Origin of the sequence: Luteimonas sp. MC1828 (genome assembly GCF_016461615.1) — a bacterium.
In the GTDB taxonomy this organism is placed as follows: Bacteria; Pseudomonadota; Gammaproteobacteria; order Xanthomonadales; family Xanthomonadaceae; genus Luteimonas.
Genome location: NZ_JAEMNY010000001.1, coordinates 768,915 through 783,167, shown reverse-complemented (window position 1 = coordinate 783,167; position 14,253 = coordinate 768,915). Strand labels below are relative to the sequence as shown.

Annotated in this window: 14 protein-coding genes; all 14 read right to left on the bottom strand. The window is 69.8% G+C overall.

Features of this window, described 5'->3' with window-relative positions; translation table 11 throughout:
• Positions 1-4 precede the first annotated feature (4 nt).
• Positions 5-679: a ribonuclease HII gene (locus JHB91_RS03700; RefSeq protein ID WP_199471553.1), complete on the bottom strand. Its 675-nt coding sequence runs from the start codon at positions 677-679 to the stop codon at positions 5-7.
• Positions 676-1,869 carry a lipid-A-disaccharide synthase gene (gene lpxB / locus JHB91_RS03695; RefSeq protein WP_199471551.1) on the bottom strand — a complete coding sequence of 398 codons (1,194 nt, stop codon included), beginning with the start codon at positions 1,867-1,869 and terminating at the stop codon, positions 676-678. The genes JHB91_RS03700 and lpxB overlap by 4 nt, the downstream gene beginning before the upstream one ends.
• On the bottom strand, positions 1,866-2,651 hold the full coding sequence (gene lpxA / locus JHB91_RS03690; RefSeq protein ID WP_199372533.1) for an acyl-ACP--UDP-N-acetylglucosamine O-acyltransferase: 786 nt from the start codon (positions 2,649-2,651) through the stop codon (positions 1,866-1,868). The genes lpxB and lpxA overlap by 4 nt, the downstream gene beginning before the upstream one ends.
• A gap of 1 nt (position 2,652) precedes the next feature.
• On the bottom strand, positions 2,653-3,111 hold the full coding sequence (fabZ, locus tag JHB91_RS03685; RefSeq protein ID WP_199372534.1) for a 3-hydroxyacyl-ACP dehydratase FabZ: 459 nt from the start codon (positions 3,109-3,111) through the stop codon (positions 2,653-2,655).
• Positions 3,108-4,133: a UDP-3-O-(3-hydroxymyristoyl)glucosamine N-acyltransferase gene (gene lpxD, locus JHB91_RS03680; protein WP_199471549.1), complete on the bottom strand. Its 1,026-nt coding sequence runs from the start codon at positions 4,131-4,133 to the stop codon at positions 3,108-3,110. The genes fabZ and lpxD overlap by 4 nt, the downstream gene beginning before the upstream one ends.
• Positions 4,134-4,146: 13 nt before the next feature.
• Positions 4,147-6,609 carry an outer membrane protein assembly factor BamA gene (bamA, locus tag JHB91_RS03675; protein WP_199372536.1) on the bottom strand — a complete coding sequence of 821 codons (2,463 nt, stop codon included), beginning with the start codon at positions 6,607-6,609 and terminating at the stop codon, positions 4,147-4,149.
• A gap of 63 nt (positions 6,610-6,672) precedes the next feature.
• Positions 6,673-8,028, bottom strand: coding sequence for an RIP metalloprotease RseP (gene rseP / locus JHB91_RS03670; RefSeq protein WP_199471547.1), 1,356 nt, complete (start codon positions 8,026-8,028; stop codon positions 6,673-6,675).
• A 23-nt stretch (positions 8,029-8,051) separates the two neighbouring features.
• On the bottom strand, positions 8,052-9,236 hold the full coding sequence (locus JHB91_RS03665; protein ID WP_199472642.1) for a 1-deoxy-D-xylulose-5-phosphate reductoisomerase: 1,185 nt from the start codon (positions 9,234-9,236) through the stop codon (positions 8,052-8,054).
• The gene (locus JHB91_RS03660) at positions 9,221-10,045 is read right to left on the bottom strand and encodes a phosphatidate cytidylyltransferase (RefSeq protein WP_199471546.1); all 825 of its coding nucleotides are present in this window, start codon (positions 10,043-10,045) and stop codon (positions 9,221-9,223) included. Before JHB91_RS03660 ends, JHB91_RS03665 begins: the two co-directional genes overlap by 16 nt.
• Entirely contained in the window at positions 10,042-10,812 is a 771-nt protein-coding gene (gene uppS / locus JHB91_RS03655) for a polyprenyl diphosphate synthase (RefSeq protein ID WP_199372539.1), read from the bottom strand. Before uppS ends, JHB91_RS03660 begins: the two co-directional genes overlap by 4 nt.
• Positions 10,813-10,822: 10 nt before the next feature.
• Positions 10,823-11,380, bottom strand: coding sequence for a ribosome recycling factor (gene frr / locus JHB91_RS03650; RefSeq protein ID WP_199372540.1), 558 nt, complete (start codon positions 11,378-11,380; stop codon positions 10,823-10,825).
• Between the two features lie 61 nt (positions 11,381-11,441).
• Positions 11,442-12,401, bottom strand: a complete 960-nt coding sequence (locus JHB91_RS03645; protein WP_199471544.1) for a cation diffusion facilitator family transporter — start codon at positions 12,399-12,401, stop codon at positions 11,442-11,444.
• Between the two features lie 59 nt (positions 12,402-12,460).
• Positions 12,461-13,183 (bottom strand): UMP kinase, encoded by a 723-nt coding sequence (gene pyrH / locus JHB91_RS03640; RefSeq protein ID WP_199372542.1) that lies wholly within the window; start codon positions 13,181-13,183, stop codon positions 12,461-12,463.
• 133 nt (positions 13,184-13,316) lie between these two features.
• Complete coding sequence (gene tsf, locus JHB91_RS03635) at positions 13,317-14,186, bottom strand: translation elongation factor Ts (protein ID WP_199471541.1); 870 nt, start codon at positions 14,184-14,186, stop codon at positions 13,317-13,319.
• Between the last annotated feature and the right edge of the window lie 67 nt (positions 14,187-14,253).

Genomic DNA, 14,253 nt, shown 5'->3' with positions numbered 1-14,253 from the left:
ACGATCAGGCGGCTGGCACGCCGAGGTCCGCGAACAGGTCGCGGGCCTCGGCCGCACGCACCGGCGCAAAGCTGCGGCGGTGCTCGGGGCAGGGGCCGTGCGCGCGCAGCGCATGCAGGTGCGCGGGCGTGCCATAGCCCTTGTGCGCGTCGAACCCGTATTGCGGATAGCGCGCATGGAGGGCCTGCAGAGCGCGGTCGCGCGTGACCTTTGCCAGGATCGACGCCGCCATGATGCTGCGGTCACGCGCATCGCCGCCGACCCAGGCCTCGGCCGGGCAGGGCAGCCCCTGCGGCAGCGCGTTGCCGTCGATGCGCGCGCAGCCGGCGGCATGGGCGACGCCTTCCACGGCCTGGCGCATGCCCAGCATCGTCGCCTGGTAGATGTTGAGGCGGTCGATCTCGGCGGCGGTGATGGTCACCACGTGCCAGGCCAGCGCGCGTTCCACGATGCGCGCGTACAGGGTTTCACGTCGCGATGCGCAAAGCTGCTTGGAGTCGTCGAGTCCGTTGACGCGCGGGCGTGCGGGATCGAACACCACCGCAGCGACCACGACCGGGCCGGCCAGCGGGCCGCGCCCGGCTTCGTCCACGCCCGCGACCAGCAGCGTCGCCTCGGCGGCGCAGGAATGATCGCCGCTGCGGGTGATGCCGCCGGCGCGTGGCGGGCGCTGCCTCATGCGGGCGCCGTGCCGCCCGCGGCGACGTGGTGGCGCGCATCCACGAGTTCGGCCACGGCGTTGGCGGCCTCGCGCGAAGCGTCGCGGCGGAGCATCAGGTGCAGTTCGCGGTAGCGCGGCGCGAGTGCCGCGACCGCACCCGGGTCGGCGAACCAGGCCAGCACCGCATCCGCAAGCTTCTCCGGCGTGCAGTCGTCCTGCATCAGTTCCGGGGCGATGGTGTCGCCGGCCAGCACGTTGGGCAGCGCATAGCGGTCGACCTTCAGCAGGCCCAGGCCCTTGACGATGGCGTGGGTGGTCGGCGAGATCCGGTAGCCGACCACCATCGGCCGCTTGGCCAGCATGGTTTCAAGCGTCGCGGTGCCGGAGGCCAGCAGCACGACGTCCGCGGCGAACATCGCGTCGCGCGCCTGTCCGTCCAGCAGGTGTGCGCCGGGCAGGGCGTGTGCGGGATCCGCGAGCAGGCCGGACAGCGCGGCGCGGCAGGCGGCATTGGCCGCCGGCACCAGGACCTGCAGGCCGGGTATGCGCTGCCCGACCAGAGCGGCCGCCGCGAGGAAGGCGGGGCCGAGGCGTCCGATCTCGCCGAGCCGCGAGCCGGGCAGCACGGCCAGCACCGGTGCATCTGCGGACAGGCTCAGCCGTGCGCGGGCGGCGGCGCGATCCGGCTCGAGCGGCATGGCGTCGGCCATCGGGTGGCCGACGAAGCGCGCGTCCACGCCGTGGCGGGCGTAGATCGCCGGCTCCATCGGGAACAGGCACAGCACGCGATCGGCGCTGCGCCCGATCTTCGCCGCGCGGCCCTGGCGCCAGGCCCAGACCGAGGGGCTGACGTAATGCACGGTGCGGATGCCGCGCGCCTTGAGCTGGCGTTCGAGCCCGAGGTTGAAATCCGGCGCATCGATGCCGATGAACACGTCCGGACGCCAGTCGACAAGGCGCTTGCGCAGTCCGCGCCGCAGCGCCAGCAGTCGCGGCAGGTGCGCCAGCACTTCGCTGAGGCCCATCACCGCCAGCTCGCCGGCGTCGTGCCAGGTGTCCACGCCGGCCGCGCGCATCGCATCGCCACCGACACCGGCGAACACGGCATCCGGAAAGCGCGCCTGAAGGCTCTCGACCAGTCCCGCGCCGAGCAGGTCGCCCGAGGCCTCGCCGGCCACCAGCGCGAAGCGCGGCGCGCGCGCGCTCACCGCAGCAGCGGCCGTTCGCCGGCCTCGATGAAGGCGAGCATGCGCCGCACGTCCTCGCTGTCGGCGGCCATCGCCGCGAGCTTGGCGCGCGCGTCATCGAGGCTGTCGCCGGACATGTACACCGCGCGGTAGGCGCGGCGGATCGCGGCGATGCGTTCGCCGTCGAAACCGCGGCGCTTCAGGCCTTCGGCGTTGATCCCGCGCGGCCGCCCGTAGCCGTCCTGCGCCACCATCAGGTAGGGCGCGACGTCGCCGTTGACGAACGCCCCCATGCCGACGAACGCGTGGTCGCCGACCCGGCAGAACTGGTGCACCCCGGCAAAACCGCTGAGGATCACGTGGTCGCCCACCGAGACGTGGCCGGCGAGCGATGCGTTGTTGGAAAACACGCAATGGCTGCCGACCATGCAGTCGTGCGCCACGTGCGCGTAGGCGAGGAACCAGTTGTCGTCGCCGATGCGCGTGATACCGCCGCCGCCCGCGGTGCCGCGGCTGATGGTCACGAACTCGCGGATGACGTTGCGGTCGCCGATCTCAAGCTCGACGCGCTCGCCGCGGTATTTCTTGTCCTGCGGCTCGCCACCGATCGCGGCGTGGCCGTGGACATGGTTGTCGCGCCCGATGCGGGTGGGCCCCTGGATGCTGCAGTGGGCGCCGATGCGGCTGCCGTCGCCGATCTCGACGCCGGCGCCGATGAAGGTGAACGGGCCGATGTCGACCCCTTCGCCGATCCGCGCAGCAGGATCGACGACCGCGCTGGCGTGGATCGTCGTGGCGGCCATCTCAGTCCTTGACCTCGGCACACAGGATGTCGGCGCTCGCGACCTGTTCGCCGTCGACGCTGGCGAGGCCACAGTAGAGCGTCATGTTGCGGATCTCGCGCTTGATGGTGACTTCGAGGTCGAGGCGATCGCCCGGTTCCACCATGCGCGAGAAGCGCGCGTTGTCGATCTTGACCAGGTACGACAGGCGGCCCTCGGCGGTGCCGCCCTGCGACAGCTGCGTGAGCACGCCGCCAGCCTGCGCGAGTGCTTCGACCACCAGCACCCCCGGCATCACCGGGCGGTCGGGGAAGTGCCCCTGGAAATAGGCTTCGTTCACCGTGACGTTCTTGTAGGCGAGGACGCGCTTGTGCGCCTCGAACTCGACCACGCGGTCGACCAGCAGGAACGGATAACGGTGCGGCAGCATGGTGCGGATCGCGTTGACGCCGATCGGCAGCTGCACGGCGGGTGGTGTCATGGTGTCTCCTTGTCGAGTCGCTGCACCTGCCGGGCCAGCGCGTCGAGTTGCCTGAAGCGAGCGGCGCTCTTGCGCCAGCTGCGGTTGTCCATCAATGGCGTGCCGGAAGAATACTCGCCCGGCGCGTCGATCGAACTGGTGACCAGCGCCATCGCGGTGATCACCACGCGGTCGCAGACGGTGATGTGGCCGACGATGCCGGCGCCGCCGCCGACCAGGCAGTAGCGGCCGATCACCGCGCTGCCGGCAACCGCCACGCAGCCGGCCATCGCGGTGTGCGCGCCGATGCGGACGTTGTGGCCGACCTGGATCTGGTTGTCGAGGCGCACGTCATCCTCGAGCACGGTGTCTTCGATGGCACCGCGGTCGATGGTTGTGTTGGCGCCGATCTCGCAGTCGTCCCCGACCACAACGCCGCCCTGCTGCGGGACCTTGATCCAGCGGCCGCCGTCCATCGCCAGCCCGAAGCCGTCGGCGCCGAGCACGGCACCCGGGTGGATCAGCACGCGTTCGCCAAGGCGGACGCGGCGTACCAGCGTGACCCGCGCCACGAGGCGGCTGCCCGCGCCGACCACGCAATCCTCGCCGACCACGCAGCCAGGCCCGACGATCGCGCCGGCGCCGACCACCGACCGTTCGCCGATGAAAGCCAAGGGGCCGATCTCGGCGGAAGGATCGATGCGCGCGCCGGCTTCGACCACCGCGCTGGCGTGCACGCCGGGGCGCGGCGCCTGCGGCGGATCGAACAGTGCCGCGATGTGCGCGAACGCCACGTAGGGATCGCGGGCGACCAGCAGGGTGCGACCCAGGCCATCGGCGTCGGCTTCGCCCACGACCACCACGCCCGCCGCCGAGCCCGCCAGCTGGCTGCGGTAGCGCGGGTTGGAGAGGAACGACAGCTGCCTCGGACCGGCGCCGGACAGCGTGGCGACCGCGTCGACCTCGGTCTCGCCGTCACCGCGCAGCACCAGCCCGAAGCGCTCGGCCAGCGCCGCCGCCGTCAGGGTCGTCGTCGAGTGCATGGAATGCCCGCCGTTAGAACGCGCCGCCAAAGGTGAACTGCAGGCGCTCGATCTCGTCGCCTTCCTTCTTGCGGAGCGGGAACGCGTAGCTGATCGAGATCGGGCCGACCGGTGCGCGCCACATCAGCGCCACGCCCGCCGACGAACGCAGCTCGCCGGTGTCGAACGCGTCGACGTCCTTGAACACGTTGCCGAAGTCGACGAACGCCGAGATGCGCGCTGCCGGCGAGTCGAGCAGCGTCGGGAAGAACATCTCCAATGCGCCGATGGTCTTCACCGCGCCGCCGATCACCTGCCGGTAGCTGCTGTTGAACGCGGTTTCGCGCGGGCCCAGCGTGTTGTCGCGGAAGCCGCGCACCGAGCGCGCGCCGCCGGCGTAGAAGTTCTCGAAGAACGGCAGGCCGTCGGCGATCGCGTTGCGGCGCTGCGGCAGGTCGTCCGTGTCCTCGGGCGAGTCGGGATCGAAGACGATGCCCTGGAGCGCATTGCCATAGCTGTCGCCGTAGCCGATCTCGGCGCGGGTGTTGAGCACCAGTGCGCGCGAAATGGGCCAGTACTTGGAGAACTCGTAGTTGAGCTTGTAGTACTCGGCGGTGGAGCCGGGCAGGGTGACCTCGGCCGAGACGCGCTGCAGGGTGCCGCGGCTCGGCTGCAGGAAGTCGTTGCGGGTGTCGCGGGCCCAGCCCACTTCGCCGCGCCAGGCGTGGAAGGTGCGCTGGCCGATGACATCGATGTAATCGACGATCGACTGCGGCGAACTGCCGCGGAAGGCGAAGATCTGGTTGCTGTCGATGCCGAACATGGCGGAGAAGCTGTCATGTTCGGAGATCGGGATCCCGAGCATGACCTGCGCGGCGCGGCTGGTCGACGAGTACTGCGCGGTGTTGAACTCGGAGTTGTCGAACTCGCGCCACCAGACGTTGTAGCCGAGCGACAGGCCGTTGTCGGTGAAGTACGGGTTCACGTACGAGAACGAGTAGCGCTGCAGGTAGACGTTGCGCTGCGCCTCGATCGAGATCCGGTTGCCGCTGCCGAGGAAGTTGTTCTGCGACAGCTGCACAGAGGTGGTCATGCCGCTCAGCTGCGAATAGCCGAGGCCGAACATGAAGCTGCCCGACGTGGTCTCGGTGACGCTGAACTCCACGTCGACCAGGTCGTTGCTGCCGGTGACGGGCTTGCTCTCGACGTTGACGCTGCCGGATTCGAAGAAGCCGAGGCGCTGCAGGCGGACCTTGGAACGGTCGATCGCGGCCTGCGAGTACCACGTGCCCTCGAACTGGCGCATCTCGCGGCGCATGACTTCGTCGGAAGTGCGCGAGTTGCCCTTGAACACGATGCGTCGCACGCTGACGCGCGGGCCCGGGACGACCTGCAGGTTGATCGACACCTTGCGGTTCTCGCGGTCGATGTCCGGGATCACGTTGACCTGGGCAAAGGCGTAGCCGATGTTGCTGAGCGTGGCGGTGATCTGGTCGGAACTGAATTCGAGCAGGGCGCGCGAGAACGACATCCCGGACTGCATCAGCACCAGCTTCTGGATCTCCTCCTTGGGCAGCACCGTGTCGCCGGTCACCTCGACCTTGTCGACGGTGAACACCTCGCCTTCGGTGAGCCCGGCGGTGATGTACATCTCGCGGCGATCGGGGCTGATCGCAACCTGGATGTTGTCCTCGCTGAAGTCGACGTAGCCGCGGTCGAGGTAGAAGTTGCGCAGCTTCTCGCGATCGCCCTCGAGCTTCTCGCGCGAGTACTGGTCGTCGCGGCGGTACCAGCTCAGCCAGTTGCTCTCGCCGGACTCCCAGCTGTCGGTCAGCTGTTCGTCGTCGAAGGTCTCGTTGCCGACCAGGTTGATGTGGCTGATCTTGGCCGCCTTGCCTTCCTTGACGTTGATGGTCACGTCGACGCGGTTGCGGTCGAGCGGCGACACGGTCGGCGTGATCTCGACGTTGTACTTGCCGCGGTTGTTGTACTGGCGGGTCAGTTCCTGGGTCACGCGGTCGAGCGCGAGGCGGTCGAAGGTCTCGCCCTCGGACAGGCCGATGTCGCGCAGCCCCTTGGTGAGGTCCTCGGTCTTGATGTCCTTGTTGCCGGCAAGCGTCAGCTTGTTGATGGCGGGACGCTCGGTCACCGTCACCACCAGGATGTCGCCCTGGCGACCGATGCGGACGTCCTCGAAGAACCCGGTCTTGTAGAGCGCGCGGATGGCGTCGCCGACACGGCTGCCATCGACGGTATCGCCGCGTTCGATCGGCAGGTACGTGAATACGGTGCCGGCGCCGATGCGCTGCAGGCCGTCGACACGGATGTCGCTGACCGTGAAGGCACCGCGGGTCATGGCGGATGTGGCCGGCGCGGCGGGCTGCGGCGCGAAGCCGAATGCGGCCTGCGGATCGACCGGCTGCTGGGCCAGGGCCGGGGTCGCAAGCGACGAAGCCAGGGCGAGGGCGAGCAGGCGGCGTTTCGGGTATCGCGTCATCAAATGCGTCCGGGTATGGCGGTTCGGGGGTGTGCGTGTCGTGCAGCGGTCTTGCGGGTGGCGTCAGCGCACCAGTTGCAGAATGTCGTTGTAGAACGCGAGGCCCATCAGGCCGGCGAGCATCGCAAGTCCGACGTACTGGCCGGCAACCATCGCGCGCTCGCCGAGCGGGCTGCCCTTGACCAACTCGATAAGGTAATACAACAGGTGACCGCCGTCCAAGATCGGGATCGGCAGCAGGTTGATGATGGCCAGGCTCAGCGAGAGCAGGGCGAGGAAACTGAGGAACCACGCGGCGCCCAGATTGGCTGATGCGTTGGCATAGCGGGCGATGGTGATCGGCCCGGAGACGTTCTCCGCCGAAGCGCGGCCGGTCAGCAGGCGCCTGATCATGCCGAGCGAGTCGCTGGCCAGGCGGCCGGTCTCGGCCACCGCGGCAGGCAGGGCGGCCAGCGGGCCGTGGCGCAACAGGGCATCCGGCGTCGGCGCCTGCGCGGTGTCGGGAGTGATGCCCAGCGCCCAGAAAGGCGCGCGGCCTTCCACTTCAGCCAGGGTGGGGGTGAGTTCCAGTGCCAGGCGCTCGCCGTCGCGCTGCACCTCCACCATGCCAGCGCCGCCCTGCTCGCCGAGGGCCTGCACCAGCGGGCCGATCGCGTCGAAGGAATCGACGGGGCTGCCATCGATGGCGGTGATGCGGTCGCCGTCGGCCAGCACGCCCCAGGCGGCGCTGTCCTCGCGCACGCTGCCCACGATCGCCGGCAGCAGGTGGCTGCGGGGCACCAGGCCGATGGCGCGGACCGCGCGGCGCTCGTCCATGTCCGCGGGCAGCGAGGCCAGCCGCAGGGTGCGGGTGGCTTCGTCGCCCTCGGGGGTGCGCACGCGCACGTCGAGGTCGCCGCGGTCCATGGCCGCCGTCGTCAGCGCGATCGCCGCCTCGCTCCAGGTCGGCGTGGCGCGTTCGCCGACGGCGAGCACCGTGTCGCCGCGCGCCAGGCCGGCTTCGGCGGCGATGCCCTGGACCTGGCCCAGCACCGGCAGGAAATCGGGGCGGCCGATCACGAACATCGCCCACAGCAGCGCGATGCACAACAACAGGTTGGCGAGCGGGCCGGCGGCGACGATGGCGATCCGGCGCCACACCGACTGGCGGTTGAAGGCCTGCGAGGCCTCGGCGGGATCGACGTCGCCTTCGCGCTCGTCGAGCATCTTCACGTAACCGCCCAGCGGCAGCGCGGCGATCACGTACTCGGTACCGTCGCGACCGCGACGCGACCACAGCGGCCTGCCGAAGCCGATCGAAAAGCGCAGCACCTTGACGCCGTTGCGGCGCGCCACCCAGTAGTGGCCGAACTCGTGGAACGTCACCAGCACGCCAAGGCTGACGATCATCCACCACACCGAACCGAGGAACGTACTCATTGGGGGGCGCGGATCCGTGTGCGTCAGGCGGGGTGGCGGGACAGTGCGGCGCTGGCGACGCGGCGTGCTTCATTGTCGGCTTCGCGCAGTGCGTCGAGCGTGTCTGCGGCGCGTGCAGGCAGCGCCTCCAGTGTCTCTTCGACGAGCACGGGAATGGACAGGAAGCCTACCCGGCCCTGAAGGAAGGCTGAAACCGCGACTTCGTTGGCGGCATTGAGCACCGCAGGTGCTGTTCCACCAGCGGCCAGGGCGGCATAGGCCAGGCGCAGGCAGGGGAAGGCGGCGGTGTCGGGCGCCTCGAAATCGAGCCGCCCGTGCGCCAGCAGGTCGAGGCCGGCGACACCCGACTGCACCCGTTCCGGCCAACCCAGGCCGACCGCGAGCGCCGTGCGCATGTCGGGCAGTCCAAGCTGGGCGAGGGTGGAGCCGTCGATGAACTCGACCAGCGAATGCACCAGGCTCTGCGGGTGGACCAGCACGTCGACCCGCTCCGGCGGCAGGCCGAACAGGTGGCAGGCCTCGATCACTTCGAGGCCCTTGTTCATCAGCGTGGCCGAATCCACCGAGATCTTCGGGCCCATCGACCACTTGGGATGGGCCACGGCCTGCGCCGGCGTGACGTTGGCCAGCGTGGCCCGATCGCGTCCGCGGAACGGCCCGCCGGATGCGGTCAGCACGATGCGCCGCACTCCTGCGCCGGCGCCATCGCGCGGCAGGCACTGGAAGATGGCGTTGTGCTCGCTGTCGATCGGAATGATCTGCGCGCCGCCTTCGCGGGCCGCAGCCATCATCAGTTCGCCCGCCAGCACCAGCGACTCCTTGTTGGCCAGCAGCAGGCGCTTGCCGGCGCGTGCAGCGGCGAGGGTGGAGTCGAGGCCGGCGGCGCCGACGATCGCGGCGACCACGGTGTCGCAGCCAGGCCCGGAGGCAAGCGCGTCGATGGCCGCAGCGCCGGCATGTGCGCGGGTGGCCAGGCCTGCATCGGCGAGGCCGTCGCGAAGCGCCGCGAAGCCCGACTCGTCGGCGATCACCGCATCGTCCGGCCGATGCCTGCGGCACAGCGCGACCAGTGCGGCGACATTGCTGCCGGCGGCCAGCACGCTGGCGCGCATCGTATCGGGATGGCGCGCCACGACGTCGAGCGCGGACGCGCCGATCGAGCCGGTCGCGCCGAGGATCGCCACGCGTTGCATCAGAAGCCCAGCCAGAACTTGCCCAGCGCGAACACCGGGAGTGCGGCGAGCACACTGTCGAGGCGGTCCATGACTCCGCCATGGCCGGGGATCAGGTTGCCCGAGTCCTTGGCGCCGACGTGGCGCTTGAGCAGGCTCTCGAACAGGTCGCCGACGACCGAGAACAGCACGGTCAACAGCGCCACCAGCGCCACGAGGGCCAAGTGGGACGGCTGCGTGCCCAGCAGCCAGGCGCCGAGCACCGCGACCAGGATGCCCGCGGCCAGGCCGCCGACCAGGCCGGCGACGGTCTTGTTGGGGCTGATGCGCGGCGCCAGCTTGCGCTTGCCCCATGCACGGCCGGCGAAATAGGCGCCGGTATCGGTGGCCCAGATGATGCCCAGGGCCAGCAGCAGCCAGCCCGGGCCGTCGTGATGCAGCAGCGCGAGCGCGCACCACGCGGGGATCACCGCGAGCGTCGCCGCCGCCAGCTTGAACACGCGCGCATTGGTGTCGTGGTCGGAGGCGAAGTCGTAATGCACGAGCCACAGCATGGCCAGCAGCCACCACACCACGCCCACCACCAGCGCGAGCTTGAACAGCACCATGGTCCCGCCCGAGCCACCGGTGGCCCAGGCCAGGGCGACCATCAGCAGCAGGTTGAGCACCAGCAGCGCGCCGCGTGCCAGCGTGTCCTCGATCTCGGCCAGGGCGAACCACTCCCACATGCCGGCCAGGAAGATGACCGCGGCAAGCAGCACCATCCACTGGGTCGGCAGCAGGAGCACGGCCGCGATGGCGGCCGGTCCCATGATGAAGGCGGCGATGAGGCGGGTTCGGGTCATTGGGTCCGGGTGTCCGTGGTCGGGGCGGCGGCCACGGCCACCTGTTCGCCGGTCAGCCCGAAACGGCGCTCGCGGCTGGCGAAGGCGTCGAGCGCCTGTTCAAGCGTGGCGACATCCAGGTCGGGCCACAGCAGGTCGGTGAACCAGAGTTCGGTATAGGCCAGCTGCCACAGCAGGAAATTGCTGATGCGCAGGTCGCCGCCGGTGCGGATGAAGAGGTCCGGGGCCGGCACGTCGGCCAGCGCAAGGCGTGCGGCGAGTGCGGACTCGTCGATGTCTTCGGGCGACATGCGGCCAGCGGCCACTTCCGCGGCCAGCTCACGCGCGGCGCGGGCGATGTCCTGCCGCCCGCCATAGCTGGCGGCGATCGACAGCGCCAACCGGGTGTTGCCCGCGGTCAACGCCTCGGCCGCCTGCATGCGGCTGGCGATGGCGGGGTCGAAGCGGCTGCGCTCGCCGATGAAACGCACGCGCACGCCGCGCCGGTGCAATTCGCCGACTTCGCGATCCAGGGCGTTGAGGAACAGCTTCATCAGGGCCCCGACTTCGTCGGCGGGGCGGCCCCAGTTTTCGCTGGAGAACGCGAACAGCGTCAGCGCTTCGATGCCGCGTTCAATGCAGAAATCGATGCACAGGTTGACCGCGCGCGCGCCGGCGCGATGGCCGATGGCGCGCGGGCGCTTGCGACGTGCGGCCCAGCGGCCGTTGCCGTCCATGATGACGGCCACGTGGCGCGGTACCGGTTGCGGTGTGGCGGAGGCGCTCATCGTGCCGCCATCAGACCGCCATCAGCTCCTGCTCCTTGGCCTTGACCACCTCATCGACATCCTTGATCGCCTCGTCGGTGATCTTCTGGATCTCGGTTTCGCTGCGGCGCTCGTCATCCTCGGAGATCGCCTTCTCCTTCAGCATGTCCTTGACCTGCTGGTTGGCGTCGCGGCGGATGTTGCGGATCGCGACCTTCGCGCTCTCGCCTTCGCTGTGCACGACCTTGGTCAGGTCACGGCGGCGCTCTTCGGTCAGCGCCGGCAGGTTGATGCGGATGACCATGCCCGAGGTGTTGGGCGTCAGGCCGAGGTCGGAGGCCAGGATCGCCTTCTCCACGGCACTGACCATCTGCTTTTCCCAGGGCGTGATGGTCAGGGTGCGCGCGTCGCTGACCGTGACCGAGGCGACCTGCGTCAGCGGCATGTCGGAGCCGTAATAGTTGACCCTCAGGTGGTCGACCAGCGCGGTGGAGGCGCGCCCGGTGCGCACCTTGCCCAGGTCGTGGCGCAGGGCCTCGACGCTCTTCGCCATGCGCGCTTGCGCGTCTTTCTTGATCTGGTTGGGCATCGTGGCCTCGCTGCGGGTAAGCAAGCGGCGGATTATAGGCGATGCCGCGACGCGCGCGGCCTCAGCCCCGCGCTGGGCCGCTCCCTCCATGCTCCTGCCTGTCGCAGGCTTCGCCACGACGTTCGAGCTGCAGCGTGGCATGGCCGATTCCGAAACGCGCCTCCAGCGATCCGCCCAACGCATGCAGGAAGTGGTCGTCGTCGTCGCCCGACGGTCGCACCAGGTGCGCCGTCATCGCCACTTCGCCCGCGCCGAGCGACCAGATGTGCACGTGGTGCACCGAACTGACGCCGGGCTGGCCGGCGAGGAACGCGCGTACCGCGGCGTGGTCGATCCCGGTCGGCACCGCGTCCATCGCGGCGTCGAAACTGTCGCGCAGCAGGCGCGCGGCACCCACGGCCACCACCACGCCCACCAGAAGCGCGGTGACCGGGTCCAGCCACGCCCAGCCCCATGCCAGCATGCCGATGCCGGCAACCACCGTGGCCAGGGAGATCGCCGCGTCGGCCAGCAGGTGGAGGTAGGCGCCGCGGCGGTTGAGGTCATGGCCGTGGCCGCCGTGGACCAGCAGCGCGCTGCCCAGGTTCACCGCGATGCCGATTGCTGCGACCACCACGATGGTCATGCCCGGGACCTCGGGCGGCGCGGACAGGCGCCGCACCGCTTCCCACGCCAGTGCGCCGGACAGGCCGACCAGCAGGGTGGCGTTGGCCAGCGGCGAGAGCAGGGTGGCGCGCCGCCAGCCGTAGGTATGGCGTTCGGTGGCCGGCCACTGGGCCATCGCCGCGGCGCCCCAGGCCAGCGCCAGGCCGAGCACGTCGCCGAGGTTGTGCAGGGCGTCGGAAAGCAGCGCCAGCGAATTGGTCAGGAAACCGTAGCCGGCCTCGAGTGCGGTGTAGCCCAGGTTGACGAGGGTGACGGCGGCGAAGGCACGCGTCGACGATCCCGGGGCGGGGCCGTGGTGGTGGCCGTGGCCGTGGCCGATGTCATGGCCGTGGTCGTGGTCGTCTGGAGCTTGCATGGGCAGCAGCCTGCCACCGCGGGGCCGCGGACACTATTCCAGCGGCGAACAGGTGACGCTCAGCCGCGGCCCTGGACCAGGGTGCCGATCGGCTCGCCGCGCAGGATGCGCAGCAGCTGGCCCGGCTGCTCCATGTCGAAGATGCGCAGCGGCATGTCGGCGTCGCGGCACAGCGCGAACGCCGCGGTGTCCATCACCTGCAGGTCGCGGCCGAGGACTTCGTCATAGGTCAGGCGATCGAAGCGCGTGGCGCCGGGGTGCTTCTTCGGGTCGGCGTCGTACACGCCGTCGACCTTGGTGGCCTTGAGCAGCAGGTCGGCGCCGATCTCGATCGCGCGCAGCGCGGCGCCCGAGTCGGTGGTGAAGAAGGGATTGCCGGTGCCGGCGGCGAAGATCGCGATGCGGCCCTTTTCGAGATGGCGGATCGCGCGGCGGCGGATGTAGTCCTCGCAGACGTCGTTGATCTTGATCGCGCTCATGACGCGTGCGCGCGCGCCGAGTTTCTCCAGCGCGTCCTGCATCGCCAGCGCGTTGATCACGGTGGCCAGCATGCCCATCTGGTCACCGGTCACGCGGTCCATGCCGCCGGCCGCAAGGCCCGCGCCACGGAAGATGTTGCCGCCGCCGACCACGACGCCAATCTCGGCGCCGGCCTGCTGGGCTTCGATGATCTCGCGCGCCAGCCGACCGATGACCTTGGGGTCGATGCCGTAGTCCTCTTCACCCATCAGAGCCTCGCCGGACAGCTTGAGCAGGACACGGCGGTAAGCGAGTTGCGACATGGGGATACTCCGGCGGACAGCGGCGTGGATTCTATCCGATCGCGCGACCGCAGGCGGCCGATCGCGCAACAAAAAAAGGCCGCGGATCGCTCCGCGGCCCCTCTGCATCACGGCGTTTCCGCCGCGCGGCGGGTCAGGCCAGGCCGGCCTGCTTCATCACTTCGGCGGCGTAGTCCTCGACCACCTTCTCGATGCCTTCGCCAACCGCCAGGCGCTCGAAGCGCACGACGTCGGCGCCGGCGGCCTTCAGCACCTGCTCGACGGTCTGGTTGGTATCGAGCACGTAGGCCTGGCCGTACAGCGAGACCTCGTTGACGATCTTGGCGACCTTGCCGCCGATGATCTTCTCGAGGATCTCGGCCGGCTTGGCGCGGTCCTTTTCGGACATCTTGGCCAGCTCGATTTCCTTTTCCTTGGCAAGGAACTCGGCCGGAACGTCGGCCGCCTTGTTGTAGGGCGGGTTCATCGCGGCCACGTGCATGGCCAGGCCACGCGCGAGCTCGACGTCGCCGCCCTTCAGCTCGACCAGCACGCCGATGCGGCCGCCGTGCACGTACGCGGCGACGTTGTCGCTGCTGGCGATGGTGGCCATGCGGCGCACCTGCACGTTCTCGCCGACCTTGGCGATCAGCGCGGCGCGTGCTTCGTCGACGGTCTTGCCATCAACGGTGGCGGACTTGAGCGCGTCGATGTCCTGCACGCCAAGCGCGGCGTCGGCCACGGACTGGGTGAAGGCGAGGAAGTTCTCGTCCTTGGCGACGAAGTCGGTCTCGGAATTGACTTCGACCAGCACGGCGCGGCCGTCGGCCTGCGCGGCCACGATGCGGCCCTCGGCGGCGACGCGGTCGGCCTTCTTGTCGGCCTTGGCCAGGCCGGACTTGCGCAGCGCCTCGGCGGCGGCGTCGACGTTGCCGCCGGCCTCGGTCAGGGCCTTCTTGCATTCCATCATGCCGGCGCCGGTGCGCTCGCGCAGTTCCTTGACCAGGGTTGCGGTGATTTCCATGGGGACCTCGGTAGCTGTGGGTTCGATAGTCGGCGGCCGCGCACGATGGCGCGGCCGCCTGGCACGC